The organism is Lentzea sp. HUAS TT2 (assembly GCF_051853195.1).
Taxonomy (GTDB): Bacteria; Actinomycetota; Actinomycetes; order Mycobacteriales; family Pseudonocardiaceae; genus Lentzea.
On sequence record NZ_CP196667.1, the window covers coordinates 9,879,047 to 9,903,633 of the forward strand.

Annotated in this window: 24 protein-coding genes; 16 read left to right on the forward strand and 8 right to left on the reverse strand. The window is 69.4% G+C overall.

Annotated elements, in window-relative coordinates; genetic code table 11:
* Positions 1 to 21 precede the first annotated feature (21 nt).
* Positions 22 to 723, forward strand: coding sequence for an SDR family oxidoreductase (locus tag ACSHWB_RS46745; RefSeq protein WP_439659794.1), 702 nt, complete (start codon positions 22 to 24; stop codon positions 721 to 723).
* Between the two features lie 128 nt (positions 724 to 851).
* The gene (locus tag ACSHWB_RS46750) at positions 852 to 1,649 is read left to right on the forward strand and encodes a DUF2382 domain-containing protein (protein ID WP_439659795.1); all 798 of its coding nucleotides are present in this window, start codon (positions 852 to 854) and stop codon (positions 1,647 to 1,649) included.
* 56 nt (positions 1,650 to 1,705) lie between these two features.
* Here the strand turns inward: ACSHWB_RS46750 and ACSHWB_RS46755 are convergent, their stop codons facing one another.
* Complete coding sequence (locus ACSHWB_RS46755; RefSeq protein WP_439659796.1) at positions 1,706 to 3,304, reverse strand: AMP-dependent synthetase/ligase; 1,599 nt, start codon at positions 3,302 to 3,304, stop codon at positions 1,706 to 1,708.
* 50 nt (positions 3,305 to 3,354) lie between these two features.
* On the opposite strand from ACSHWB_RS46755, the gene ACSHWB_RS46760 reads away from it, so the two are divergent.
* Both ACSHWB_RS46760 and ACSHWB_RS46765 read left to right on the forward strand, forming a co-directional pair.
* Positions 3,355 to 3,894, forward strand: a complete 540-nt coding sequence (locus tag ACSHWB_RS46760) for a TetR/AcrR family transcriptional regulator (RefSeq protein WP_439659797.1) — start codon at positions 3,355 to 3,357, stop codon at positions 3,892 to 3,894.
* Between the two features lie 37 nt (positions 3,895 to 3,931).
* Positions 3,932 to 4,540 (forward strand): alpha-ketoglutarate-dependent dioxygenase AlkB, encoded by a 609-nt coding sequence (locus ACSHWB_RS46765; protein ID WP_439659798.1) that lies wholly within the window; start codon positions 3,932 to 3,934, stop codon positions 4,538 to 4,540.
* Here the strand turns inward: ACSHWB_RS46765 and ACSHWB_RS46770 are convergent.
* A complete protein-coding gene (locus tag ACSHWB_RS46770; RefSeq protein ID WP_439659799.1) occupies positions 4,506 to 5,450 on the reverse strand; it encodes an SDR family oxidoreductase in 945 nt (314 codons plus the stop codon). The two genes, ACSHWB_RS46765 and ACSHWB_RS46770, sit on opposite strands and share 35 nt — an antisense overlap.
* Positions 5,451 to 5,582: 132 nt before the next feature.
* On the opposite strand from ACSHWB_RS46770, the gene ACSHWB_RS46775 reads away from it, so the two are divergent.
* A complete protein-coding gene (locus ACSHWB_RS46775; protein ID WP_439659800.1) occupies positions 5,583 to 6,428 on the forward strand; it encodes a helix-turn-helix transcriptional regulator in 846 nt (281 codons plus the stop codon).
* On the opposite strand, the gene ACSHWB_RS46780 is transcribed toward ACSHWB_RS46775, so the two are convergent.
* The 3 genes from ACSHWB_RS46780 to ACSHWB_RS46790 form a co-directional block, all read right to left on the reverse strand.
* The gene (locus ACSHWB_RS46780) at positions 6,400 to 6,969 is read right to left on the reverse strand and encodes a TMEM175 family protein (RefSeq protein WP_439664795.1); all 570 of its coding nucleotides are present in this window, start codon (positions 6,967 to 6,969) and stop codon (positions 6,400 to 6,402) included. The genes ACSHWB_RS46775 and ACSHWB_RS46780 overlap by 29 nt on opposite strands.
* A gap of 31 nt (positions 6,970 to 7,000) precedes the next feature.
* Complete coding sequence (locus tag ACSHWB_RS46785; protein ID WP_439659801.1) at positions 7,001 to 8,632, reverse strand: PHP domain-containing protein; 1,632 nt, start codon at positions 8,630 to 8,632, stop codon at positions 7,001 to 7,003.
* Between the two features lie 98 nt (positions 8,633 to 8,730).
* Positions 8,731 to 10,119 (reverse strand): PP2C family protein-serine/threonine phosphatase, encoded by a 1,389-nt coding sequence (locus ACSHWB_RS46790; protein ID WP_439659802.1) that lies wholly within the window; start codon positions 10,117 to 10,119, stop codon positions 8,731 to 8,733.
* A gap of 137 nt (positions 10,120 to 10,256) precedes the next feature.
* On the opposite strand from ACSHWB_RS46790, the gene ACSHWB_RS46795 reads away from it, so the two are divergent.
* A complete protein-coding gene (locus tag ACSHWB_RS46795; protein WP_439659803.1) occupies positions 10,257 to 14,402 on the forward strand; it encodes a HAMP domain-containing protein in 4,146 nt (1,381 codons plus the stop codon).
* A 40-nt stretch (positions 14,403 to 14,442) separates the two neighbouring features.
* Here ACSHWB_RS46795 and ACSHWB_RS46800 read toward each other — a convergent pair whose 3' ends face one another.
* Complete coding sequence (locus tag ACSHWB_RS46800) at positions 14,443 to 14,790, reverse strand: STAS domain-containing protein (protein WP_439659804.1); 348 nt, start codon at positions 14,788 to 14,790, stop codon at positions 14,443 to 14,445.
* Between the two features lie 126 nt (positions 14,791 to 14,916).
* On the opposite strand from ACSHWB_RS46800, the gene ACSHWB_RS46805 reads away from it, so the two are divergent.
* Together ACSHWB_RS46805 and ACSHWB_RS46810 are read left to right on the forward strand one after the other, a co-directional pair.
* Entirely contained in the window at positions 14,917 to 15,303 is a 387-nt protein-coding gene (locus tag ACSHWB_RS46805) for an ATP-binding protein (protein WP_439659805.1), read from the forward strand.
* 67 nt (positions 15,304 to 15,370) lie between these two features.
* Positions 15,371 to 15,721 carry an STAS domain-containing protein gene (locus ACSHWB_RS46810; protein ID WP_439659806.1) on the forward strand — a complete coding sequence of 117 codons (351 nt, stop codon included), beginning with the start codon at positions 15,371 to 15,373 and terminating at the stop codon, positions 15,719 to 15,721.
* Here ACSHWB_RS46810 and ACSHWB_RS46815 read toward each other — a convergent pair.
* Positions 15,718 to 16,602: a Ppx/GppA phosphatase family protein gene (locus ACSHWB_RS46815; RefSeq protein WP_439659807.1), complete on the reverse strand. Its 885-nt coding sequence runs from the start codon at positions 16,600 to 16,602 to the stop codon at positions 15,718 to 15,720. The two genes, ACSHWB_RS46810 and ACSHWB_RS46815, sit on opposite strands and share 4 nt — an antisense overlap.
* A 109-nt stretch (positions 16,603 to 16,711) precedes the next feature.
* Here ACSHWB_RS46815 and ACSHWB_RS46820 point away from each other — a divergent pair, with 109 nt between their 5' ends.
* The 3 genes from ACSHWB_RS46820 to ACSHWB_RS46830 all read left to right on the forward strand — a co-directional run bounded on the left by ACSHWB_RS46820 (position 16,712) and on the right by ACSHWB_RS46830 (position 20,104).
* Positions 16,712 to 17,695: an alkaline phosphatase family protein gene (locus ACSHWB_RS46820; RefSeq protein WP_439659808.1), complete on the forward strand. Its 984-nt coding sequence runs from the start codon at positions 16,712 to 16,714 to the stop codon at positions 17,693 to 17,695.
* Positions 17,696 to 17,756: 61 nt separating this feature from the next.
* Positions 17,757 to 18,686: a GNAT family N-acetyltransferase gene (locus ACSHWB_RS46825; protein WP_439659809.1), complete on the forward strand. Its 930-nt coding sequence runs from the start codon at positions 17,757 to 17,759 to the stop codon at positions 18,684 to 18,686.
* 212 nt (positions 18,687 to 18,898) lie between these two features.
* Positions 18,899 to 20,104 (forward strand): glycoside hydrolase family 88 protein, encoded by a 1,206-nt coding sequence (locus ACSHWB_RS46830; RefSeq protein ID WP_439659810.1) that lies wholly within the window; start codon positions 18,899 to 18,901, stop codon positions 20,102 to 20,104.
* 63 nt (positions 20,105 to 20,167) lie between these two features.
* On the opposite strand, the gene ACSHWB_RS46835 is transcribed toward ACSHWB_RS46830, so the two are convergent.
* Positions 20,168 to 20,353, reverse strand: coding sequence for a hypothetical protein (locus ACSHWB_RS46835; RefSeq protein ID WP_439659811.1), 186 nt, complete (start codon positions 20,351 to 20,353; stop codon positions 20,168 to 20,170).
* Between the two features lie 139 nt (positions 20,354 to 20,492).
* Here ACSHWB_RS46835 and ACSHWB_RS46840 point away from each other — a divergent pair, with 139 nt between their 5' ends.
* From ACSHWB_RS46840 to ACSHWB_RS46860, 5 genes are all read left to right on the forward strand, one after another.
* Entirely contained in the window at positions 20,493 to 20,741 is a 249-nt protein-coding gene (locus tag ACSHWB_RS46840) for a hypothetical protein (protein WP_439659812.1), read from the forward strand.
* A gap of 6 nt (positions 20,742 to 20,747) precedes the next feature.
* Positions 20,748 to 21,413 (forward strand): response regulator transcription factor, encoded by a 666-nt coding sequence (locus ACSHWB_RS46845; RefSeq protein ID WP_439659813.1) that lies wholly within the window; start codon positions 20,748 to 20,750, stop codon positions 21,411 to 21,413.
* Positions 21,410 to 22,690, forward strand: coding sequence for an ATP-binding protein (locus tag ACSHWB_RS46850; RefSeq protein ID WP_439659814.1), 1,281 nt, complete (start codon positions 21,410 to 21,412; stop codon positions 22,688 to 22,690). Before ACSHWB_RS46845 ends, ACSHWB_RS46850 begins: the two co-directional genes overlap by 4 nt.
* Positions 22,691 to 23,114: 424 nt before the next feature.
* On the forward strand, positions 23,115 to 23,738 hold the full coding sequence (locus ACSHWB_RS46855; RefSeq protein WP_439659815.1) for a DUF4360 domain-containing protein: 624 nt from the start codon (positions 23,115 to 23,117) through the stop codon (positions 23,736 to 23,738).
* Between the two features lie 201 nt (positions 23,739 to 23,939).
* Entirely contained in the window at positions 23,940 to 24,452 is a 513-nt protein-coding gene (locus tag ACSHWB_RS46860; RefSeq protein WP_439659816.1) for an ATP-binding protein, read from the forward strand.
* Positions 24,453 to 24,587 lie beyond the last annotated feature (135 nt).

Sequence of the window (24,587 nt, forward strand, 5' to 3'; positions counted from 1 at the left end):
CGGCAGACCGAGCATGAGGACGTGGACAAGAAGACTGCGCTGGTCACCGGCGCGAACAAGGGAATCGGCCTCGCCATCGCCGAAGGGCTCGGAGCGCTCGGCTTCCGGGTCGGGGTGGGCGCGCGCGACGACGTCCGCCGCAAGGACGCCGTCGAACACCTGCGCGCCAACGGGATCGACGCGTTCGGCGTCGCGCTGGACGTCACCTCCGACGACAGCGTCGCGGAGGCCGCCGCCACCATCGAACGGCTCGACGTGCTCGTCAACAACGCCGGCATCGGCGGCCGGACGGACTCGGGAGCCCAGGACCCGACGACGCTCGACCTCGACGTCGTCCGGACCGTCCTCGACACCAACGTGTTCGGGGTCGTCCGCGTCACGAACGCGATGCTCCCGCTGCTGCGCCGCTCCCCCTCGCCGCGGATCGTCAACGTGTCGAGCAACATGGGCTCGCTCGCGTTGCGGACCGGCCCGATCATGGCCGCGTACGCGCCGTCGAAGTCGATGCTCAACAGCATCACCGTCCAGTACGCGCGGGCGTTCGACGGCACGAACGTCATCGTCAACGCCTGCTGCCCCGGCTACGTCGCGACCGACTTCACCGGCTTCGCCTCACCGCGGACGCCCGAGCAGGGCGCCGCGATCGCGCTCCGGCTCGCGACCCTGCCCGACGACGGGCCGCGCGGTGGTTTCTTCGACGACGAGGGCGTCATCGCCTGGTGACCGGGGTCGCCCGGTCGGCTGAACCGCCAGGCGGGCGCGGTCACCCGGTCGGTGGTGCCCTGCGATTGAGTCCACAGTGGTGGGTACCTCGCGTTCACAGGCAACGGCCAACGCGGAGGGACGACACGATGATCGATCAGACGCACGTTGAGGCTCTGTACGACTGCGACGTGATCGACAACCGGGGCGAGAAGATCGGTTCGGTCAAACGGGTGTGGCTCGAGGACGGCACCGGCAAGCCGATGTGGGCCGAGGTCCACACCGGACTGTTCGGCATGAAGGAGAGCTTCGTGCCGATCCAGCAGGGACAGGTGGCGGGCGGCGCGATCACCGTCCCCGTCACCAAGGAGCAGGTGAAGGAGTCGCCGAGCATGCACACCTCGGGCGACCACATGTCGGACCAGGAGCAGGAGGCGCTCTACCGGCACTACGGGATGATCCCGCAGGCGAAGACCGGTGAGCACGACCGGCTCGGTGGCAAGGGCGGCAACGGCAAGCAGGCCGCCGGGCAGCAGGGTTCAGGGCAGCAGGGTTCCGGGCAGCGCGCCACCGGCCGTGGTGACGCGGCGGAGGTCACGCTCTCGGAGGAGAAGCTCGACGTCGGCACGCGCAGCGTCGAGACGGGCCGGGTGCGGCTGGTCAAGCACACGGTCACCGAGCAGCGCAACATCACCGTGCCCGTGACGCACGAGGAGGTCCGGGTCGTCCGCGAGCCCGCGCAGGGCAACACCGGCAGGGCGTTCACCGACGAACAGGCCGAGGTCACGCTGCACCGCGAGGAACCGGTGGTGCAGAAGCGCACCGAGGCCGTCGAACGGGTGCGGCTGGAGAAGGACTCCGTCACCGAGCAGAAGGACATCAAGGGCGAGGTCCGCAAGGAACGCGTCGAGGTCGAGCGCGACGACGAACCGCGCGGCCGCCGCTGACGAACCTCCAGTGAGCCGCCCACCACTTCCGTCGGTGGGCGGCTCACTGGTGCCCGCTAGTACAGGCTGTCGAGAACGTCCTTGTAGCGCCTCTCGATCTCGCGGCGGCGCGGCTTCAGCGACGCGGTCAGCAACCCGTCCTCGACGCTGAAGTCGTGCTCCAGCACGGCGAACCGCTTGATCGTCTCGTGCCTTGCGAGCTGCGCGTTGACGGTCCTGACCGCGTTGCCGACCTCGGTCTCGGCGTCCGTGAGTCCCGCCGCGGTGTCGGGGTCGAGCGTCACGAGCGCCACGCAGTACTTGCGCCGGTCGCCGTGCACGATCACGTTGCTGATGTACGGCGACGCGGCGTTGATCATGCTCTCGATCCTGGTCGGCGCCACGTACTTGCCGCCGGAGGTCTTGATCAGCTCCTTCTTGCGGTCGGTGATCCGCAACCGGCTCGCGTCGTCGAGCTCGCCGATGTCGCCGGTGTGCAGCCAGCCGTCTACCAGCGACTCGGCGGTCGCGTCCGGCCGGTTGTGGTAGCCGCGCATGACGCCGGGGCCGCGCAGCAGCACCTCGCCGTCGTCGGCGATCTTGACCTCCATGCCGGGGATCGGCGGCCCGACCGTGCCGATCGCGATCATGCCCGGCCGGTTGAAGAACGTCGCCGCGGACGACTCGGTGAGCCCGTAGCCCTCCAGGATCGTGATGCCGGCGCGCGCGAAGAACTCCGCGATCTCGGGCGCGAGCGGTGCCGAGCCCGACACGAAGTAGCGGATCCGGCCGCCCACGCGGTCGCGCAACTTGCGGTACACCAGGCGATCCGCGAGCCAGCGCGTCACAGGGCCGTGCTCGCGGTCGGCCCACCGGAAGATCTTCTCGGTGACGCCGCCCTTCTCCCGCGCCCCCGCGACGATCCGGCCGTGGATCTTCTCGAAGATGCGCGGCGCGGCGGCCACGATGGACGGCCGCAGCTCGCCGAGGTTGTCCACGATCCGCTCGACGCTGCCGTCGACGGCGGTGGGCACGCCCGCGGCGATCATCGCCATCGTCAGCACCTTGCCGAACGCGTGCGACAGCGGCAGCCACAGGAAGTGCAGGTCCGTCGGCTGCAGAATGCCCAGGGAGGCAACGGCTTCCGCCGTCGTCAGCCAGTTCTCGTGGGTCAGCTCGACGCCCTTGGGCGTGCCGGTCGTGCCCGAGGTGTAGATCAGCGTCGCCAGGTCGTCCGGTCCCAGCTCACCGATCAGCGCGTCGTAGTCACCCGAGTCCCGCGGGATCGCGCCGAACCGCAGCACCTCGACGCCGTCCGGCATCATCGCGGCGTGCTCGTCGGTCTCCACGACCACGATCCGGCTGCCGGAGTCGCCGATGATGTGCGCGACCTCCGCGGCCGTGCTGTTCGGGTAGATCGTCGTGGTGGCGCCACCCGCGGCGAGCACGGCGAGGTCGGTGACGATCCACTCGATCGTCGTGGGCCCCATCAACGCGACGCGGTCGCCCTTGCGCAGGCCCCTCCCGGCCAGTCCGAACGCCTCCGCGGCCACCCGTTCCTGCAGCTCGGCCCACGTGAGCGAGACCCAGCCACCGTTGTCGCGGTACCGCATCGCCTCGGCGTCGGGCGTGCGGGCGACCCGGTCGCGCAGCAGGCCGGGAATCGACAGCGCCATTGCTTCTCCCCTTCTCTGGAGCGTCGCTCCAGAGCGGTACTCTAACCCTCATGTCCGACCGACGACAGTCTCTCCTCGACGCGGCGCTCAAGCTCGTCGGGGAAGGCGGCCTCGACGCCGTCACGATCGCGGCGCTGACCGAGCGGTCCGGCATGTCGAACGGCAGCATCTACCACCACTTCGGCAGCCGCGCGGGCGTGTTCGCGCAGCTCTACGCCGACAGCTACTCCCGTTGTGTCGCCGCGATGCTGCCCGCGCTGCAGGCCGGCTCGGCCGAGGAGGGCGTGCGCGGCCTGACGCTGAGCTACCTCGACTGGGTCGTCGAGAACCCCAGCCGGGCGCGTTTCCTCTACGCCGCACCGGACCACGCCGACCCGGCGGCGAAGACGGCGGAGTTCGCGCCGGTGCTGGCCTGGTTCCTAGACCGGATGGCGGCCGGTGAGCTGCGCACGGTCCCGCCGTGGGCGCTGGAACCCGTGGCGATGGGACCGGCGCACGAGTCGGTGCGCCGGTTCCTGCTCGGGGTGTTCGAGCTGGAGCAGGCGCGCGAGCTCGTCGCGGACGCCGTGTGGGCCGTGCTCAAGCCCTGACTGGCCTTAGAACACACGTTCGATTATCCTGCGGTTCATGCGCCAGGGATCGCTGTTCGACCTGGAGACGGAGCCGGAACTGGCCCCGCTCGCCCCGCGCCGCACCGAACTCGGCCACGGCGCCTGGATCGACGTCCAGCCCGGCTGGCTCGCGGGCGCCGACGCGCTGTTCGACCAGCTCGTCGACGAGGTGCCGTGGCGGGCCGAACGCCGCCAGATGTACGACACCGTGGTCGACGTGCCGCGCCTGCTCTGCTTCTACAGCGGCGCGCTGCCGTTCGACGTCCTCACCACCGCCCGTGAGGCCTTGTCGCGGCACTACCTGCCCGAGCTCCAGGAGCCGTTCACCACCGCCGGGCTCTGCTACTACCGCGACGGGCGGGACAGCGTGGCGTGGCACGGCGACACCATCGGCCGCGGCCAGACCGAGGACACGATGGTCGCGATCCTGTCCGTCGGCACGCCACGCGCGCTGCTGCTCCGGCCGCGCGGTGGCGGTGAGACCCACAAGTACGCGCTCGGGCACGGCGACCTGCTCGTGATGGGCGGCTCGTGCCAGCGCACGTGGGAGCACGCGATCCCGAAGACCTCGAAGGTCGTCGGGCCGCGGATCAGCGTCCAGTTCCGCCCGCACGGAGTCCGCTAGCGACCAGCTCCTCGGACACCCGCCACACGCGCTGGGCCTCGTCGGCGTCCCGCAGGCGGCTGTAGAGGGCCTGCGGCGCGGGCGGGCCGCTCAGGTGCCCGAAGCGGGTCGGGCCGTAGAACGTGCCGACCTCGCGTGACGTCGCCGCGAGCAGTGCCGGCAGCTGAGCCGACTCGACCGTGCCGAGGACACCCACCGAGGACAGAACCCGGATCGCACGCACGCCCACGGTGTCGCTCGCGCGGCCGACCTCGGGACGGGCGGCGAGCAGGCTGGTCGGCGCGACGCCGGGGTGGGCGAGGTTGCTCGTGATGCCCCAGCCACCCGCCTCGCTGCGCCTCGCCAGTTCCAGCCCGAAGAGCCCGAAGGCGATCTTCGACTGGCTGTAGGCCTTGCCGCCGCTGTAGGAACGCTCCCAGTTCAGGTCGTCCCAGTTGATGGCGTTCTGGTTGGCGGCGATGCTGATCTGCGAGGTCACGCGGGCGCGACCGGCCTTCAGCAGCGGCAGGAGTTGAGCAACCAGGGCGAAGTGGCCGAGGTGGTTGGTGCCGAACTGCAGCTCGAACCCGTCCGCGGTCGTCTGCCGTTCGGGCGGGGTCATGACACCCGCGTTGTTGATCAGGATGTGGACCGGCTCGTCCTCCGCCAGCAACGTCTCGCCGAGCGCGGTGACCGAGGCCAGTGAGGAGAGGTCGAGCGACCGCAGCGACACGTCGGCGTCCGGGGTCTGCCGGCGGATCGCGGCGAGCGCGGCCTCGCCCTTGCGCGGGTTGCGGACGGGCATGACGACCTCGGCCCCTGCCGCCGCGAGCCGCCCGGCGATGCCGAGTCCGACACCGTCGCTGGCGCCGGTGATGACGGCGCGCTTGCCGGACAGGTCCGGGACCTCGACGTCGAACTTCCTGGTCATCGTGCACTCCCCTGCTCGTGGTGGTGTTGTTCCTCCACAGTGGCCGGACCAGCATGCCCGTATCCAGGACCTCTCGCTCCGTGGCTACGGCGGCGCGCACGCGGGAGGATCGAGGGGACGAGAGGAGCCGGCATGGCGATCGACCGGGCAGGCCTGGCGGCGTTCCTGCGCAACCGCAGGGAGGCGTTGCAGCCGGAGGACATCGGCCTGAGGCGCGGCCCGCGGCGTCGGACCAACGGCCTGCGCCGCGAGGAGGTCGCCGCCCGCTGCAACATGTCCACGGACTACTACGCGCGCCTGGAACAGGAACGCGGCACGCACCCGTCCGAGCAGATGATCGCGGCGATCGCGGCGGGCCTGCACCTGTCGCTGGACGAGCGCGACCACCTGTTCCGGCTCGCCGGCCACAGCCCGCCGTCCCGCGGCGCGATCAGCGAACACGTCAGCCCCGGCCTCGCGCGGATCTTCGACCGCCTGCACGACACCCCGGCCGAGATCGTCACGGAGCTCGGCGAGACCCTCCGCCAGACCGCGCTCGGCATCGCGCTCACCGGCGACGCGACCCGGCACACCGGCCCGGCCAGGAGCATCGGCTACCGGTGGTTCACCGATCCGGACTCCCGCGCGCTGTACGAGCCGGCCGACCACGAGTTCCTCGGCAGGATGTTCGCCTCGGGGCTGCGCGAGGCCCTCACCCGCCACGGCCCCGGCTCGCGCGCCGCGCACTACACCGACCTCCTGCTCGCGCGCAGCGAGGAGTTCCGGACCGTGTGGGCCGCCCAGGAGATCGGCCTGCGCCCCAAGGAGTTCAAGCGGTACGTCCACCCGAGCGTCGGCGCGCTGGAACTGCAGTGCCAGACGTTGCTCGACCCCGACCAGAACCACTTCCTGCTGGTCTACACCGCGACGCCCGGCACAGAGAGCTACGAGAAGCTGCAGCTGCTGTCCGTCATCGGATCCGTTGCGCCAGCGGGCTGACCAGCAACAGCAGCAGTCCCCAGTAGCTGATCCACGGCGACAGCACGAGGGCGATCAGCAGCACCACCGTCGGCACGACGGCCCGCAGCACCACCGGCCGCGAGAGCCCGCGCGCCTCCACGGCCAGCGCCGGGGTGCCGTGCACGAGCAGCGTGATCGCGGTCAGCAACGCGCTGCTGACGGTGATCGTGCCGATGTAGAAGTACTGGGTGAAGTGGTCCACTCCCGGCCGTCCGGCAAGCTCCGTCGGGAACGGCAGCACGACGATCGTCAACAGCCAGGCCATGTTCAGGAACACGAGCAGCGAGTTGTACTGCTTCACGTTCTCGAACAGCCGGTGGTGGGTGAACCACAGGTGCGCGATCACCGCGAAGCTCAGCAGGAAGCTGAAGATCTGCGGCCAGTGGTGGGAGACCAGCTCCTGGGCGGACTCGGTGCCCGGCTCCGAGGTGATCTCCACCAGCGGCAGCACCAGCAGGGTGATCGCGATGGCGACGACGGCGTCGGTGAAGAGGACCAGGCGGTCGGGCTCGCGCTTCATGGACACCCGACCACCGTAGTCCTGAGAGGACTCAGATCACGTCCACGAACACCGGGTTGGCGTAGAACCACAGGTCCGCCCACGGGTCCGAGTTCGCGAGCTCGTCCACCACCGGGTCACCGGACGAGGTGAGCCGCTTGCCGTCACTCCCCCGCAACCGCAGGTAGAACGACCGCTCGACGTTCTTGAACGTGTGCGTGAACCGGATCTTGCCGGTCCGCGGCACCTCGAACGTCTTCGCGACGGCCGTCTCCGGCGCCAGGAACAGGTCCCGGTCCACCGACGGCCCGGTGACCGGACCCGAGATCAGGTCGACCTTGGCCAGCACGGGCTTCGCACCCGAGAAGTTCGGTCCGGAGGCACGGTCGATCTCGATCGTCACCTCGACGTCGCCGCCGCGGCGCACGAACGTCCGCCCGCCCAGCGTCACGCCGCGCAGGTCGTCGCGCGATCGCACGCGCAGCTCCAGGCCGTCGATCAGGCGGCCGTGCACGGTCAGCACCTTGCCGGCCTGCAGGCCGCGCATGATGTCCACATAGGACTTCGTCCGGGAGCCGACGATGTTCGCGCCGTACTGGCCGGGGAAGAAGTCGCCGTAGTTCGTCTGCTTGACGCCCGAGTCGATCGGCGCGCCCTTCGACCCGGTCGTGGCGTAGTCCTGCTTGCCGGGCGTGAGGGTGTCGCCGAACACCTGGTGCACGTCCGAGTTCGCGGTGATCCACCAAGGCCGTCCCTCGGCGAGCAGGGAGTCCCACAGGCCGCCGACCTTGGCGGTCATCCAGTCGAAACCGCCGTGCGTGCGGTAGGACTCCGCCGGGTAGCCGGGGAACGACTCCGGCAGCGGGGCGGGCGTGTCGTAGTAGCCGCGCGCACGGCCGGGGCCGCCCGCGGACTTCGGCAGGCCGGCGGCCTGGTGGCCGGGCGCGCCCTCCATGCCGACCGCGACGCCGGGGGCCGCGTCTCGCCAGCCGCGGATCTCGTGCGGGCTGTCCACGCCGCGCCGTGACGGGTGGTTCGCGAACATCAGGGCGATCTCGGTCCGTCCGGAGAGGACCTGCGCCTCCAGGTACCGCAGCGCGGCCAGGGCGAGCGGTTCGGTGTTGTTCGCGATGCGGCCGTCGTAGGACAGCTCGAACGCCTTGAGGATGTCGACGGTGTTCTTGCCGGGCGGCATGAACACGGTGGCGTGCTCGGCGCCCGGGATGTTCCACTCGAGGCCCTGGTAGACCAGCACGTCGCGCTGCGACCGGCGGACGCGCTCGATGTCCGGCGTGATCTGGTCGATCGAGAACTTCTGGTGCGCGACGCCACCGTGGTCGGTGATGACGACCCAGTCGAGGCCGAACTCGTGCGCCTTCCCGACCTGCTGCGCGATCGTGTACTGGCCGTCGTCGGAGTACTGGGTGTGGATGTGGTGGTCGCCGGCGTACCAGCGGTCGCCCCCGCCCCACGGGTTGACGGGCACGTGCGCCTCTGCCTTGCCGGTACCGGCGGCGACGGCTCCGACGGCACCCGCCGCGATTCCCAGGCCTGCCAGGAACTTGCGGCGCTCGACCGACGACGGGCGGTCGTCCTCGGGGTCGAGCCAGCTGCCCTCGACCGGCTCTACCTCGTGGTGGTGGTGCGTGTGATCACCGTGCGAGTGATCGTGAGAGTGGGACATGCGCAGATCTCAACCGGTCGACCTTGCGTGGCAAACGAACGGACGATGAACCCTTGTACCGGGAATTTCACTCACAAGCCTGTTGCCAGCAACTTGCATCACTGGGCTTGAACAGCGAGCAACGCGAGGTCGTCGTGGTCGTCCTGGTCCAGCCACTTGAGCACGGCCTTCTCGCAGTGCCGGGCGATCTCCTCCGCTGAAAGCCCCTTGCACTCCTTCAGCAGCGCCTTCAGGCGATGTTCGCCGAACAGCTCCGTGCGGTCGGTGTGCGCGCGGGCCTCGGTGAACCCGTCGGAATAGAGCACCAGCGTGTCCCCCGGCGCGAGCGTGACCTGCTCGCCGGAGAACCGGACGTCGGACAGGATGCCGACGATCGCACCGGGCGCGCTCACCTCGTGCACGCTGCCGTCCGCCCGCAGGATCATCGGCGCCGGGTGGCCGCCGGACGCGAGCGAGAGCCGCGCTCCCCCGTTGGCCAGCGGCACCAGCTCGCCGACGACGATCGTGGTGAAGAGCTTCGACCCGGTGGCGCGCAACGAGGTGTTCAGCAGGTGCAGCAGCCGCACCGGGTTCGTCTCGACCAGCGAGAGCGCCTGCAGCGACTGCCGGACACGTCCACTGTGGACCGCTGCCTCCAGGCCGTGACCGCAGACGTCGCCCAGCGCGAACGTCACCGAGCCGTCCGTGCGCGGGTGCACGTCGTAGAAGTCGCCGCCGACCATCGCCCGCTGGTGGGCGGGGATGAACACCGAGGCCAACGTCACACCGCGCAGCTCGGGCAACGGCAGCGGCAGCAGCGCGGAACGCAGCACCTCGATCGTCCGCTGCTGCTCCGTCAGCTTCGACGCCGACTCCAGCGCCACGGCCGCGTGCTTGCCGAACAACCGGATGCGTTCCACGTCGCTCGGCGCGAAGTCGCCCTTGCGCAGCACGACCAGCGCGCCGCCGACCCCCAGCGGCACGGCCAGCGCGCCGCCGTCGAAGTCCTCCGGCACGCCCCAGCTGCCCTCACCCAAAGAGGTGATCCTGGCCAGGCTCGACGTGCCGGTCAGCACCTCGGAGATCGCCGATGCCCGACGAGGCGCGCGGGCGACCGTCGGCTCGCCGCCGCTGCACCGCCACCACTCGAGCCGGTCGCGCGTGGCGGGCACCACGGCGACGCAGTGCTCGCCCAGCAGCTCGGCCGCGAGCTGCACGATCGTCTTCAGGGTCAGTTCCCTCGACGTGCCGCCGGCGAGCCTCAGGTGGGCGTGGTCGAGCGTGGAGTCCGTGAAGTACCAGGCACTCCAGCCCTCGCCGAGGTCGTGCTGGCGACCGGCGACGTGCACGTCGAAGTGCCCGCCGAGGGTCAGGCGGGGGAACCGGTCGGCGGCCGCGGCGTTGCGCACCCGCACCATCCCGGCGGGGTCCACGACGAACACGGCCTCGCGCAGCCCGTCCACCAGGCGCTGCCAGCCGTCGAGGTCGATGCCCGTGGTGCTGCTCATCAGCAGGTGCCCAGCGCGGCCGGCCGAATCATCACGGCCTCCTGCGGGTAGTTGGCGTGCATCGCGGCATCAAGTTACCTCGCTCCCAACCTAACGTGGCAGGCTTGGCTGCGACCACCGAGGCACGGAGGCTTGGAGTGACCACGGCCAACGAAGAGACGGACGCGACCCTCGATCGGGTTCTCTCCGCCATGAGAGACCTGCGTGACGGCAACTTCCGCCGCAGGCTCGTCGTGCCGGGGAACGGGCCGGTCTCCGCGCTCGCGGACGTCTTCAACGAGATCGCGGAACGCAACCAGTGGCTGGCCGGTGAGCTCGGCCGGGTCCGCCAGGCGGTGGGCCAGGAGGGCAGGCTGACCGAACGGGTGGCACCCGCGGGCACCGCCGGTGGCTGGTCGCTGATCGCGGACTCGGTGAACGGCCTGGTCGAGGACCTGATGCGGCCGACGAGCGAGCTGAGCCGCGTGCTCGCCGCCGTCGCCGAGGGCGACCTGACCAAGCGCATGTCGGACCAGACGCTGCGCGGTGAGTTCGCCACACTGGGCTCGACGGTGAACGGCCTGGTAGACCAGCTGTCGTCGTTCGCGGACGAGGTCACCCGCGTCGCCCGCGAGGTCGGCACGGACGGCCGCCTGGGTGGTCAGGCGAAGGTGCCCGGCGTGGCCGGCACGTGGCGCGACCTGACCGACAACGTCAACTCGATGGCGAACAACCTGACCAACCAGGTCCGCAACATCGCCCAGGTCGCGACGGCGGTGGCGAACGGCGACCTGACGCAGAAGATCACCGTGGACGTCTCCGGCGAGATGCTGGAGCTGAAGAACACGCTGAACACGATGGTCGACCAGCTGTCGTCGTTCGCGGACGAGGTCACCCGCGTCGCCCGCGAGGTCGGCACGGACGGCAAGCTCGGCGGTCAGGCGAAGGTGCCCGGTGTCGCCGGCACGTGGCGCGACCTGACCGACAACGTGAACTTCATGGCGGACAACCTGACGACCCAGGTCCGCAACATCGCGCAGGTCACGACCGCCGTGGCGCTCGGCGACCTGACGCAGAAGATCACCGTCGACGCGCGCGGCGAGATCCTCGAGCTCAAGACCACGATCAACACGATGGTCGACCAGCTGTCGAGCTTCGGCGACGAGGTCACCCGCGTCGCCCGCGAGGTCGGCTCTGACGGCCGCCTCGGCGGTCAGGCGCAGGTGCCGGGCGTCGCGGGCACGTGGCGCGACCTCACCGAGTCGGTGAACGTCATGGCGAACAACCTGACGACCCAGGTCCGCAACATCGCCTCGGTGACCACCGCCATCGCGCGGGGCGACCTGACGCAGAAGATCACGATCGACGCCCGCGGCGAGATCCTCGAACTGAAGACCACGATCAACACGATGGTCGACCAGCTGTCGAGCTTCGCCGACGAGGCCACGCGTGTCGCCCGCGAGGTCGGCACCGAGGGACGGCTGGGCGGCCAGGCGACGGTGCCAGGCGTCGCGGGCACCTGGCGCGACCTGACCGACAACGTCAACTTCATGGCGAACAACCTGACCAACCAGGTCCGCAACATCGCGCACGTCGCCACGGCCGTCGCGAACGGCGACCTGTCGCAGAAGATCACCGTCGACGCGCGCGGCGAGATCCTCGAGCTCAAGTCCACGCTGAACGTCATGGTCGACCAGCTGTCGAGCTTCGCCGAGGAGGTCACGCGCGTCGCCCGCGAGGTCGGCACCGACGGCCGGCTGGGCGGTCAGGCGCGCGTGCAGGGCGTCGCCGGCACGTGGAAGGACCTGACGGACAACGTCAACCTGATGGCGGACAACCTGACCAACCAGGTCCGCAACATCGCCGCCGTCGCCACCGCCGTCGCGACCGGCGACCTCTCGAAGAAGATCACCGTCGAGGCCAAGGGCGAGGTCGCGGCCCTCGCCGAGACCCTGAACGGCATGGTCGACACGCTGCGCGCGTTCGGCGACGAGGTCACCCGTGTCGCCCGCGAGGTCGGCACCGAGGGCATCCTGGGCGGCCAGGCGCGCGTGTCCGGCGTCGCCGGCACGTGGAAGGACCTCACCGACTCGGTGAACTTCATGGCGGACAACCTGACCAACCAGGTCCGCAACATCGCCCAGGTCACCACGGCCGTCGCGCAGGGCGACCTGACGAAGAAGATCGACGTCTCGGCGCGCGGCGAGATCCTGGAGCTCAAGACCACGATCAACACGATGGTCGACCAGCTGTCATCGTTCGCCGACGAGGTCACCCGTGTCGCCCGCGAGGTCGGCACCGAGGGCAAGCTCGGCGGCCAGGCCGAGGTCGACGGCGTGGCCGGCACGTGGTCGAAGCTGACCGACAACGTGAACCAGCTGGCGTCCAACCTGACGACCCAGGTCCGCGCGATCGCCGCCGTCGCCACCGCCGTGACCGCGGGCGACCTGACCAGGCAGATCACCGTGGACGCGTCCGGTGAGCTCGCGGAGCTCAAGGACAACGTCAACCAGATGATCGCGAACCTGAAGGAGACCACCCGGGCCAACCGCGAGCAGTACTGGCTCAAGACGAACCTGGCCAGGCTCTCGGGTCTCATGCAGGGTCACCGCGACCTGCGCGCTCTGGCGTCGTTGATCATGAGCGAGCTGACGCCGCTGGTCAGCGCCCACCACGGCGCGTTCTTCCAGATCGAGGAGGACGAGTCCAAGCAGACGCTGGAGCTCACCGCCTCCTACGGCTTCCGCCTGGACTCCGCCCGCACGACCCGCGTGGCCATGGGCCAGTCGCTGGTCGGCCAGTCCGCGGTCGAGAAGAAGACGATCCTGGTCACCGACGTCCCCGGCGGCTACCTGACGGTCTCCTCCGCGCTGGGCGAGTCGACCCCGGTCAACCTGGTGATCCTGCCGATCCTGTTCCAGGGCGAGACGCTGGGCGTGATCGAGCTGGCGTCGCTCAACGAGTTCTCCGACGTCCACCTCGACCTCCTGGACCAGCTCAAGGAGGCCATCGGCGTCAACGTGAACACGCTGCTCGCCAACTCCCGCACCGACGCCCTGCTGGTCGAGTCGCAGCGCCTCACGACCGAGCTGCGCGCCGGTTCCGAGGAGCTGGAGGACCGGGCGCGGCAGCTGCAGACCGCCTCGAAGTACAAGTCCGAGTTCATGGCCAACATGTCCCACGAGCTGCGGACCCCGCTGAACTCGCTGCTGATCCTGGCCAAGCTGCTCGCGGACAACCTCGACGGCAACCTCAACCCCAAGCAGGTCGAGTTCGCCCGCACGATCCACTCGTCCGGTTCGGACCTGCTGCAGCTCATCAACGACATCCTCGACCTCACCAAGGTCGAGGCGGGCCACATGCAGCTGCATGAGGACCCGGTGCGCCTCGACGAGCTGGTGCGTTACGTCGAGACCCTGTGCCTGCCGCTGACGGCCGAGAAGAACCTCGAGTTCTCCGTCCGCGTGGACCCGAACGTGCCGGAGACCCTGCACACCGACGAGCACCGCCTCCAGCAGATCCTGCGCAACCTGCTGTCCAACGCCGTGAAGTTCACCCACGACGGCGGCATCCGCCTGCACGTGCGCATGGACGACCCGTCCACCGTGGCGTTCGACGTGCACGACACCGGCATCGGCATCCCGGCCGAGAAGCTCGCCGTCATCTTCGAGGCGTTCCAGCAGGCGGACGGCACGACGTCGCGCAAGTACGGCGGCACGGGCCTGGGCCTGTCCATCAGCCGTGAGCTGGCTCAGCTGCTCAACGGTGCTCTGCGCGTGCGTTCCGAACCGGGCATCGGGTCGACGTTCACCCTGTGCCTGCCGCTGGGCAAGGTCGTGTCGGACGCCATCGTCCTGCCCGAGCCGACGCCCATCGTCACGCCCGCTCCCGTGCTCGCCTCGTCCACCTCGATGCGCTTCCACGGCGAGAAGGTGCTCGTGGTGGACGACGACCTGCGCAACGTCTTCGCGCTGACGAGCGTGCTGGAGCTGCACGGCCTGGAAGCGATCTTCGCGGACAACGGCATCACGGGCGTGCGGGCCCTGGAGCAGTACGACGACGTGGCCATCGTCCTGATGGACATCATGATGCCCGAGCTGGACGGCAACGCCACGATCTCGGCGATCCGCGCGATGGAGCGCTACGCGGATCTCCCGGTCATCGCCGTCACCGCGAAGGCCATGAAGGGCGACCGCGAGAAGTCACTGGCCTCGGGCGCCACCGACTACGTGACGAAGCCGGTCGACACCGAACACCTCATCCGGCTGATCGCCTACTACCTGGGTGTGTCCGGAGAGGCCTGATCAGAGGCAGGGCCGGGCGCCGTTGCCCGGCCCTGCGGTCTCAGCGGGCCGAGTCCACGGCCTCCTGAACGGCCACGTCCACCGTCTCGTGCAGGCTCAGCACCTCGGCCACGTCGGCGAGCTCGAACAGCCGCCGCACGGGCCCCTGGGCGGCCGCGACGCGCAGCTGCCCGCCGGCCTCCGCGAGCCTGCGGTGCCAGTCGAGCACCAGCGCGAGCCCCGTGGAGTCCATGAAGGCCAGCTGGGCCAGGTCCAGCACGGCGTGCGACCCGGTCACGTCCGCGTCGAGCCGGGCAGCAAGCAGGGGGACGGTGTCGATGTCCAGCTCCCCGGCGACGGCGAGCACTCGCCATCCCCGCTGGATCTCGCTGCCGACGTTGAGCTCCATCGTCGCCGTTTCCTTCCGCCACGCCCGACTCGTGCGACCCAAATCGTGCAGCACGACGTCCGACCATGCGACCACCGGGGGGCTGAAAGATCCGAACGACGCGCCGGATGTGCGACGATGCGCCTTGTGTTGAACGACCCACTGGCAGAGGTGCGGGTGATCCTGACCGCCGAGGGCGGTTCGTGCGCTCGCGCACGTCAGGTGGTGCGCGAGGCGGCTGCCTCGTGGCAGTTGTCGGAGGACCTCACCGACGACGCGCAGCTCGTCGTGACCGAGCTCGTGTCCAACGGCATCGACCACGGTGAGGGACCGATCACACTCACGGTGAGCCGGAAGGCGGCCGGAATGCTCGTCGAGGTGCACGACAAGTCGCCGAGAATGCCTCAGCTCAGACCGGTGGATCCGAGCAGCGCGCGCGGGCGCGGAATGCAGCTCGTGCAGGCGCTGAGCGTGCGCTGGGGCACCACGCCGCGCACCGACGGCAAGGTCGTGTGGGCCCAGCTGGAGTCCTGACCACGCCCCGCTTCAGGTTGTGGACGTTGCACGAGGGCGCGTACGGTCGGTTCGGACGGGAGTCTTCATGAACCAACTTCGCCAGAGAACTACCTATGTCCAGTCCATTCCGATCGTCGCTGTGACCGGCGAGATCGACATGATGTCCTCGGCCCCGGTGACCAGCAGACTCGCCGAGCTGCTCGACCACAAGCCACCCGCACTGGTGATCGACCTGCGGGAAGTGCGCTTCTTCGGATCCGAGGGGATCCGGGCGCTGGTGGAGACCCAGGCCCAGGCCGACGAGCTCGGCGTCAAGTTCGGCGTCGTGAGCGACAGCAGGATCGTGCTGCGGCCGTTGGAGATGACGGCGGTCGACCAGTTGTTGTTGCTGTTCAACGACGTTGACGACGCGGTCACGGCACTGAGCGCCTGCTAGGCGGCCGACGAGCTCCGCGCGCGAGAGCGCTCCACCAGCGAGAGCAACAGACCTTCCTTGGTGGACCACGGCGAGATGTCCACGACGTCGTGGCCGGACACCTTCATCAACCCCTCCGCGACCACCGCGCCCGCCAGCGACTGCTGGGCCCGGTGGCGGGAGATCCCCGGCAGGGCCGCGCGTTCGCGCACCGAGAGCTTCGCTAGCCGCGGGATCCACTTCTCCAGGTCCTTGAGCCGCAACTGACGCGGCGCGTAGGCACCGTTGCGCGCGCCGGCGAGGCGGGCCAGCTGCTCGAACACCTTCGAGCACCCGACCGCGCGAGCGCTCTCACCCCAGGGGAACGCCGTCTCCAGCCGCTGCGCCACCTCGGCGCGCATGTCCGTGACGGTGAGCCCGGTGCGGGTCAAAGTCCTTGCCCCCAAAGGCAACGAGACCGCGCGCTCGGGTTCGGCCTCGGAACCGGCGGCCAGCTCGACGGTGCCGCCGCCGACGTCCAGCACGACCATGGGACCCGCGCTCCAGCCGAACCAGTGCCGGGCCGCGGCGTACGAGAGACGCGCTTCCTCCTTGCCGGACAACACCTTCAGGTCGACACCGGTGCGTCTGGCCACCTTGCGGATGACCTCGGCGGAGTTCGAGCTGTCGCGCACGGAGGACGTCGCGAAGGACAGGAACGGGACGTCGCGCGCCTTCTTGCGGGCGGCGCGGACGGCGACGCAGAGCGACTCGACACCGGCGTCGCTGATCGCCCCGGTGGAGTCGAGCTCGCGGTCCAGCCGCAGCCGGACCTTGTGGGACACCAGCGGACGCATCAGGTCTCGTTCCACGACCACCAGGTGTGCGCTGAAGCACCCGACGTCCAGAACTCCGACCGGCATCCGCCACCTCCCCTTCATCAAGTCTTCTTTACCCCATCGGCAGCCATTGTGCGGAACTCAGCCCCCGAACAGGCAATCTTGACCCGATGAGATGCGTTACAGTCACCGAATGTCACTGGCGGAGATCCCTTCCCGGCTCGAACACGCCCTCGGCACGGCACATTCCGGCGTGATCGTGCTGGCCGTGGACGGTCTCTCCTCGGACGTGGCCAAACAGTCCTGGCTGTCCGCCTCCGTCTCCACGCTGTCCTCGACGGTCCCCTCGACGACCGCGACGGCGTTGCTGACCGCGCTGACCGGCGTTCCCGCCGACGTCCACCGCGTGCCGGGAACGGTGTACCGCAACGGTTCCGGCCTCGTGCACGCCATCAACGGCATGCCGGCGATCCCGGCACTGACGACCGTGCTGGAGCGGCACGGCGCGACGGTGCTGGCCCGCGAGCTCGACCTGCTGGAGGGCACCTGGGCGCAGGCGCTGCTGCGGGGGTGCACCCGGATACCCGCGCAGGCCAAGCACAAACTCGCCGCCCAGGCAGAGGACCCGCCGCTGCTCGTCGCGAACGTCGTGGCCGATCTCGACAAGGCGCTCAAGGACGCCAGGTTCCTCTGGACGTACGTGAACGTCGGCGACCACGTGCACCGCCACGGGTACGACGAGTCGGTGCACGAGGCCATGCTCCGTCTGGACGCGCACGCTTCCCGTTGGGCCGCACAGGGTTGGACCGTCGTGGCGCATTCGGACCACGGCATGGTCCCCGTCGACCCCGACCCGGAGCTCGTCGAGGCGTGGGACGCGATCGTGCGCGAGGAGTGCGTGATCCCGTCCGGCGGCGCGGGCCGCACCCGGTGGCTCTACCCGAAGGCGGACCGCCTGGAGGCCGTTTTCGACCGCGTGGCAACGACTCTGGGCGACTCGGCGACGGTGCACCACGCCACCGACCTCGGGCTGCCGCAGCCGGAGGCGGGCCCCGTCGTCGCGGTGGCCGCGTCGCCCCGGTTCCCCGTTCCGGACCCGTCGGTCCGCTTCGAGCACGGCGGCCTGAGCCTCGACGAGATCGACGTCCCCTTCGCCGTGTGGCAAGCCGTACAGTGAGTGCGTGCGCGTCGAATTCTCCAGCAGCATAAGGAAAATCGATGCTGCCGATTGGGACGCGGTGGTCCGCGACGCGGGTGCTCCCGTCTTCTACCGGCACGCGTACGTCAGCGCCTACGAGCAGTCGCCGCTGACGACGGTCGACGCGTTCGCGTACTTCGTGGCGCGGGCGGGCGACAAGCCGATCGCCGTCATGCCCGCCTACCTCCAGACGGCCGTGAACCCGTTGCGCCGCATGTACGAGGTCTATCCGGAGGCGGCCGGTGAGCCCGCGCTGCTCAGCCACACCTGGCACTGCTACGACGCGCACGTGCCCGCCACCGCGGAGGTCCTGCCGAGGCTGCTGGACGCCATGATCCGCACGGCGTCGATGCTCGGCGCGCGCTGGTGCGGGTTCATGAACGTCCAGCGCGGCAACGACCTGTCGCAGGCGTTGCGGGCGGCGGGCCTGCCGGCGCGGCACCTCACCGACAGGTGGGCCGCCGGCCTGAGCACCTACGAGCACTACCTCGCGGGCCTGAGCCCGCGCGCCAGGGCGAACCTGCGGCGCAACGAGCGCAGAGCGGCCGAGTCCGGCGTCACCGTCGAGACGCTCCCCGTCGAGCACGCGTCGCTCGACGAGATCACGCTGCTGTGCGTCAAGACCGCCAGCCGCTTCGAGAACAACCGGTACCACCCCGGCCCGGCCTTCGCGCGGTTCGTGACGGCGCTGGGCGACCTGGCGCACGTGATCGAGGTGCGCCAGCACGGCAGGCTCGTCGCGGCCGGCGTCTGCCTCACCGACACCAGCCGCTTCCACACCTGGACGTGCGGCGTGGACTACGCGGTGGACGGCAACTACAGCCCGTACGGCGTGCTGTTCGCCGAGTCGGTCCGGCTCGCGATCCGCCTGGGCAAGTCCACGCTCGAGGGCGGCAGGGGCAACGCGGCCTTCAAGCGGCGGCACGGCCTGAGCCCCCGCCATCTGGACGCGGTTCTGCACCGCGTCTGAACGGTGCATTGTTCATCCTTGTGAACAATTCGTTCTACAACGTCGAAGTCCAGGAAGTTCATATATCTGATCAGTGCCGAACCACACCCTTTACGCTGTTCAGCAGCCCAGGACAAGACAAGGGAATCAATTTTTGACGCACCTTTACACGCGTTGATCCGATCTGGCAGGGTGACTCCGGGCGCAATACGAGAAAGGGACTGGACGGTCTCGTGAATCTGTCTCGACGCACCCTTCTGGCGTCCGCAGCCGCCACTCCCCTGCTCACCGGAGCAGGAGTCTCCATCGGTGCGGGAGAAGCCGCCGCTTCGCCCGCCACCCTCCGTGCCGCGCTCGACTACGGCAACACCAAGCTGAAGGCGGTCGCACCGGGCATCACTTCGTTCCCGGAGATCACCAGGGCCGAGAAGTGGACCTACGTCGCCGACGGCGGCTGGATCGGCGGTTTCTGGCCGGGCACCCTGTGGCTCGCGCACCTCGACAGCGGCGACGCGCAGTTCCGCGCGCTCGCCGAGGCCGCCAACGACAGGCTGGCACCGCGCCGGCTCCAGCCGCGCGACCACGACCTGGGTTTCCTCTTCTACCCGTCCTGGGTCACGGCGTACCGGCTCACCGGTGACACCAAGTGGCGTGACGGCGCGATCGACGCCGCGAACACGCTGATCCAGCGCTGGAACCCGGTCGGCAAGTACATCCGCGCGTGGGGTGCGCTGGGCACGCCGGGCAACGCGGGCCGCGTCATCATCGACACGATGATGAACCTGGACCTGCTCGCGTTCGCCACCGAGCAGACCGGCGACCGCAAGTTCCTCGACATCGCGATCGCCCACGCCAGGACCACCCAGACGCACTTCGTCCGCCAGGACGGCTCGACCCCGCACGTGTTCGACTTCAACCCGGACACCGGCGCGGCCATCGGCCCGAACACCGTGCAGGGCTACAGCCCGACGTCGTGCTGGGCGCGCGGCCAGGCGTGGGGCATCTACGGCTTCACGACGATGTACCGCCGCACGGGCCTGCGCGAGTTCCGCGACACCGCGCGCAAGCTGTCCGACTACGCGCTGTCGGTGCTCACGCCGGACAGCGTGCCGGTGTGGGACTACCGCTCGCCACTGGGCGTCAACGACATCAAGGACTCGTCGGCGGGCGCGATCATGGCGTGCGGCCTGCTCGACCTGGCCAAGGCCACCGGCACGGTCCGCTACCGCGACCGGGCGCTGAAGGTCCTCGACGGCCTGATCGGCACGTGTCTGACGACCAAGTCGACGCGGGCAGAGGCCATCATGGCCCGCGGCACCCGCAACCGGCCGTCCGAGGACGGCGTGGAGGTCTCGCTGCCGTACGGCGACTACTACCTGTACGAGGCGATCCTGCGCGTTCTCAAGCCCACGCAGATCGCCAAGGCCATCGCCCTGTAATCCCTTTTCAACGGCACGCGGGGACCTTTCGTACTGTCAGACAGTACGAAAGGTCCCCGCGTGCTACTGCTCGATCACCTTCGCCGTCGGGCCGTCGTTCCAGGTGGCTTCCAGCCTGGACAACCGGCCGGCGGCGTTGCGGAAGTTCACCACCAGCGGCCCGCCTGGCTGTTCCACGCGCACCGAGTACCCGTCGGCGGGTGTGGCCGACAGCGCCTCCACCCCTGACGGGCGGTAACGCACGACCACGTCCCCTCCGCGCAGGTGGAACGCGTGGACGTAGGAACCGTCCGCCTGCCATTCCCCCTGCGGAAGTTGAGCCGGGGAGGGGCGCGCATCCGTACTACTGGGAGGAACCGGAACGGATGACGTGACGACAGGAGCCCTGGTGGACGAAGGCGTGACAGGCGGAGTGTCGATGGAGGGCCCGGGTTCTGCGGGCACCGGGACGCTGACCGAGGTGATGGTCGGCATGGGCAGGACGGCCGAGCTCGTCGTGGACTCCAGCGCGGCGACCGGTGCGGGTTCCATCGCCCATCGGATCCCGAACCAGGACAGGCCGATAGCGACCGTGGTCACCAAAGCCCAGGCGACCAGGTATCCGACCGACCGTCTCACTGCGACAATCCTCCTGTAGCGGCTCATGGCATCAGTGCTGCTCGTCGAAGACGACCCGGTGGTGCGGGCCGCGATCACACGCGCTCTCACCGGCCAGGGCCACATCGTGCACGGTGTCGCGCTCGCGATCGAGGCTTTGCGCGAAGTCACCGCCAACTCCTACGACGTCGTGGTGCTCGACCTCGGGCTCCCCGACCTCGACGGTGGCGACGCGCTGCGGATGATCCGAGGCGTCACGAACACCCCGGTGGTCATCGCGACCGCCCGCGACGACGAGACCGAGATCATCCGGTTGCTCAACGCGGGCGCGGACGACTACCTCGTCAAACCCTTCGCGGCCGAGCACCTCGAAGCCCGCCTGCAGGCGGTGCTCCGGCGCGCCCGCGACAGCAAGCAGCTCGTCATCGGCGGCCTGGAGATCGACGTGAACCTCCGCAGGGCCACTGTGGACGGCCAGGAGCTCTCCTTGACGCACAAGGAGTTCGAGCTGCTCTCCTACCTCGCGGCACGGCAGGGGGAAGTGGTGCCGCGGGCGGAGATCCTGTCGAGTCTCTGGCCGTCCAACCGGGACGACCAGACGCTCGACGTCCACCTGTCCTGGCTGCGCCGCAAACTCGGTGAGCGGGCCGCGCAGCCCCGTTATCTGCACACGGTTCGAGGGGTCGGCGTGCGTCTGGTCGACCCGCGATGAGACGTTCACTGGTGCTGGTCGCTCTCGCGGCGACCAGCATGGTGGCGCTGGCGTTCCTCGTCCCGCTGGCGATCATCGTGAAGAGCTCCGCGTACACCCGCGCCCTGAGCGAGGCGGAGACCGAGGCCAACGCGATGACGCGGACGTTGCTGATCACCCTCAAACCGCAGGAGATCCGCCAGGTGATCAGGAGCACCCGGTACGGCGGTCAGCAGCGGCTGGCGGTGCACCTGAACGCCCCGTCCAACACCTACGGCTACTCGCACATCACCGCGGTGGACCTGCAGGAGGCCCGCAACCGCGCGACGGCGTCCACGGTCGAGAGGCCGGACGGCGTGGCCTACCTGCAGCCGCTGTTCACCAGCGAGCGCGGGATCGCCATCGTCGAGGCGTTCGTACCGCACGAGCAGCTCACCCGCGGCGTGATCGGCACCTGGTGGGTGCTGGCGGGCGTCGCGGTCGGCCTGGTCGCCGGCTCGGTGCTCGTGGCCGACCGGCTGGGCGCACGGGCCGTGAAAGCCACGCGCGCGCTGGCCGAAGGTGCGCGCCGGATGGGCCAGGGCGACCTCACGGCCCGTGTGCCGGTGAAGGGGCCGACCGAGTTCAAAGAGGTCGGCAAGGCCTTCAACGCCATGGCTGAACGCGTCCGGCACCTGCTCGCCGCCGAACGCGAGGTGGTCGCCGACCTCTCGCACCGCCTGAGAACGCCTCTCACGGCCCTTCTCCTGGACGCGGACACCCTCGGGAGTGGTCCAGGGGCGGACCGGGTCCGTGAGGCCGTCCAGGGACTGGAGAGGGAGGTCGACGAGATCATCAAGGCGGCCCGCTCCGGCCTGCAGCCCGACGACAGCGGCACCGACGCGGCCGGCGTGGTGCGCGACCGGCTGGTGTTCTGGTCCGCGCTCGCCGACGACCAGGAACGACCGTGGACGGTCCGCGGGGCCGACAAGCCCGCGCCCGTGCCGCTCGCCCGCACCGATCTCGCGGCTGCGCTGGACGCGTTGCTGGGCAACGTCTTCCGCTACACGCCGGAGGGCACGCGGTTCGCCGTGACGCTCGTGCACCAGGCCGACCTGGTGGCGCTGGTGGTCGAGGACGCGGGGCCCGGCATCGCGGACACCGAACGGGCCGTGCGGCGCGGGGCCAGCGGTGGCGGGTCCACCGGGCTGGGGCTCGACATCGCCCGCCGTGCCGCGGAACGCACGGGAGGTTCTCTCCACGTCGACCGCGGTCCGTTGGGCGGTGCACGCGTGCAATTGAGGCTCCGGAGGCTCTAGGACCCCTTCTGGGTCGGGAAACGACGAACGCCGCCGGCGGCGCGGACCGTGGGACGGGTCCAGCGCCGCCGGCGGGCACCGGCCGGCTGCGCGGCACCGCTGCCGCACCACCGAGTCCCGAGCAGGAGGAAGGAACCCGATGAGCAGTGCGCGCTTGCCTTCCCACACCGGTGTAACGAGGTGGATCTGCCGGGGCTCTCGGCTCCAGGTGTGGGGACCGGCGTATTCAGTGAGGCTTGGCCGATCGTTTTTTGCGATCTGACATGAAGTTAGCCGACCGCTGATCGTCGCCAATCCACCGTTCAGACGATTAATCCGTTTTAAATATTTTTAAGTTCGCCCGGTCGGTCGTCCGCGACTTAAGTGAATTTAAGATAACGTCATCCGCACGCCGCCATCCCCGTTCGAATGTGAAAGGCCACTCATGCTCAGCGCGATGGCAGCTACGGGTTTGACACTCTCTCTCCTCTTCGCCCCCGAGGCGTCCAGCACGGCCGATGTCGTTCCGCCCGGAAAAATCACGGTCGACGTAGTCACGGTGAACGGTTCCGGTTGCCCCGCCGGAACGGCCGCGGTGGCGGTTTCGGACGACAACACGTCATTCACGGTGACTTACAGCGACTACACCGCGCAGGCCGGTTCCGGATCGACACCGACGCAGTTCCGCAAGAACTGCCAGCTGAACCTGCGCGTGCACTACCCGCAGGGCTTCACGTTCGGGATCGCGAAGGCCGACTACCGCGGGTTCGCGCACTTACCCGGAGGCGCGCGCGGGACGCAGCGCGCGAGCTACTACTTCGCCGGCCAGTCGTCGACGGTCACGAGCACGCACAACATCGCGGCCCCCACGAGCGACAACTGGCAGTTCACCGATTCCACCGACGTCGCGGAGATCGTCTTCGCGCCGTGCGGCGCGGTGCGGCACCTGAACGTGAACACCGAGGTCCGAGCATTCACGAACGCGTCGAACCAGCCCGCGTTCGTGTCGATGGACTCCACCGACGGGAGCGTCCGCACCCGCTACCAGTTCGCCTGGAAGCGATGCTGACCCGAAATGATCACGGAGGGGGCCTGACGCTATACTCACAGTGAGCATCAGGCCCTCTTCTCGTGACCCACACGTGACTTTTGACGGGTGAGTCAACCGGACCATTGCTTCCCGCGTATACCCATGTAGATTCCCGCTCACCGTGACGGCCATTCGGGTGACTGTCGCGGACTCGCGCGCCGCACGCGAAACGGAGGCAGCATGCAGGCGAACGCCCAGACCGCCCAGGTCGACGACCTGACACTCATCGCGCTGCCCACCGCGGTGAACTGCGCGGATCTGTTCGTGCGCTTCACTCTCGGGGAGTGGCGCCTGCGCAACATGACCGCGGAGTGCTCGGCCGTCGCTTGCGCACTGGTCGAGGCAGCCGTGGAATCGGCAGACCCCAAGACCTCGCGGCTCATCACGCTGCGACTGCGACTGAGCGGCGACTACCTCGTCGTCGAGCTGGAGGCAGCCAGGTTCATCATGCCGCCCACCTCGCCCGACCTGCGCACAGGAGAGCTCCAGCTCGGCGGTGGCATCAAGCTGATCTGGTGCGAGATGCAGCTGCCGACCGGCGTGAACGCCAACGCGGTACCGCTGCCCAGGCGCGAGAAGCGCCGCTCCCCCGCGGCCGAGGCGCTGGGCGACGAGCCGGACGTCGATCCCGAGCTCATCCAGCGCATCCTGTTCGGCCTCGGCGGCTCGATGGGCAACGGCCACCAGCGCTGACTCGAACTTCACCCGCAAGGGCGCGTCCGTCAGTGGACGCGCCCTTGTCGCGTTTTCGTCAGGTTCCCGACGTAAACGCTTCACGAATTGTTTTCCGGGTTCCTGAACAGCGTTCCCTGCAAGTGGACGGCAATT

Bases quoted from the DNA above. Each gene is read 5' to 3' on its own strand.
- ACSHWB_RS46750 (WP_439659795.1), top strand. From the start codon at position 852: ATGATCGATCAGACGCACGTTGAGGCTCTGTACGACTGCGACGTGATC.
- ACSHWB_RS46755 (WP_439659796.1), bottom strand. From the start codon at position 3,304: ATGGCGCTGTCGATTCCCGGCCTGCTGCGCGACCGGGTCGCCCGCACG.
- ACSHWB_RS46760 (WP_439659797.1), top strand. From the start codon at position 3,355: ATGTCCGACCGACGACAGTCTCTCCTCGACGCGGCGCTCAAGCTCGTC.
- ACSHWB_RS46765 (WP_439659798.1), top strand. From the start codon at position 3,932: ATGCGCCAGGGATCGCTGTTCGACCTGGAGACGGAGCCGGAACTGGCC.
- ACSHWB_RS46770 (WP_439659799.1), bottom strand. From the start codon at position 5,450: ATGACCAGGAAGTTCGACGTCGAGGTCCCGGACCTGTCCGGCAAGCGC.
- ACSHWB_RS46775 (WP_439659800.1), top strand. From the start codon at position 5,583: ATGGCGATCGACCGGGCAGGCCTGGCGGCGTTCCTGCGCAACCGCAGG.
- ACSHWB_RS46780 (WP_439664795.1), bottom strand. From the start codon at position 6,969: ATGAAGCGCGAGCCCGACCGCCTGGTCCTCTTCACCGACGCCGTCGTC.
- ACSHWB_RS46785 (WP_439659801.1), bottom strand. From the start codon at position 8,632: ATGTCCCACTCTCACGATCACTCGCACGGTGATCACACGCACCACCAC.
- ACSHWB_RS46790 (WP_439659802.1), bottom strand. From the start codon at position 10,119: ATGAGCAGCACCACGGGCATCGACCTCGACGGCTGGCAGCGCCTGGTG.
- ACSHWB_RS46800 (WP_439659804.1), bottom strand. From the start codon at position 14,790: ATGGAGCTCAACGTCGGCAGCGAGATCCAGCGGGGATGGCGAGTGCTC.
- ACSHWB_RS46810 (WP_439659806.1), top strand. From the start codon at position 15,371: ATGAACCAACTTCGCCAGAGAACTACCTATGTCCAGTCCATTCCGATC.
- ACSHWB_RS46815 (WP_439659807.1), bottom strand. From the start codon at position 16,602: ATGCCGGTCGGAGTTCTGGACGTCGGGTGCTTCAGCGCACACCTGGTG.
- ACSHWB_RS46820 (WP_439659808.1), top strand. From the start codon at position 16,712: ATGTCACTGGCGGAGATCCCTTCCCGGCTCGAACACGCCCTCGGCACG.
- ACSHWB_RS46845 (WP_439659813.1), top strand. From the start codon at position 20,748: ATGGCATCAGTGCTGCTCGTCGAAGACGACCCGGTGGTGCGGGCCGCG.
- ACSHWB_RS46850 (WP_439659814.1), top strand. From the start codon at position 21,410: ATGAGACGTTCACTGGTGCTGGTCGCTCTCGCGGCGACCAGCATGGTG.
- ACSHWB_RS46855 (WP_439659815.1), top strand. From the start codon at position 23,115: ATGCTCAGCGCGATGGCAGCTACGGGTTTGACACTCTCTCTCCTCTTC.
- ACSHWB_RS46860 (WP_439659816.1), top strand. From the start codon at position 23,940: ATGCAGGCGAACGCCCAGACCGCCCAGGTCGACGACCTGACACTCATC.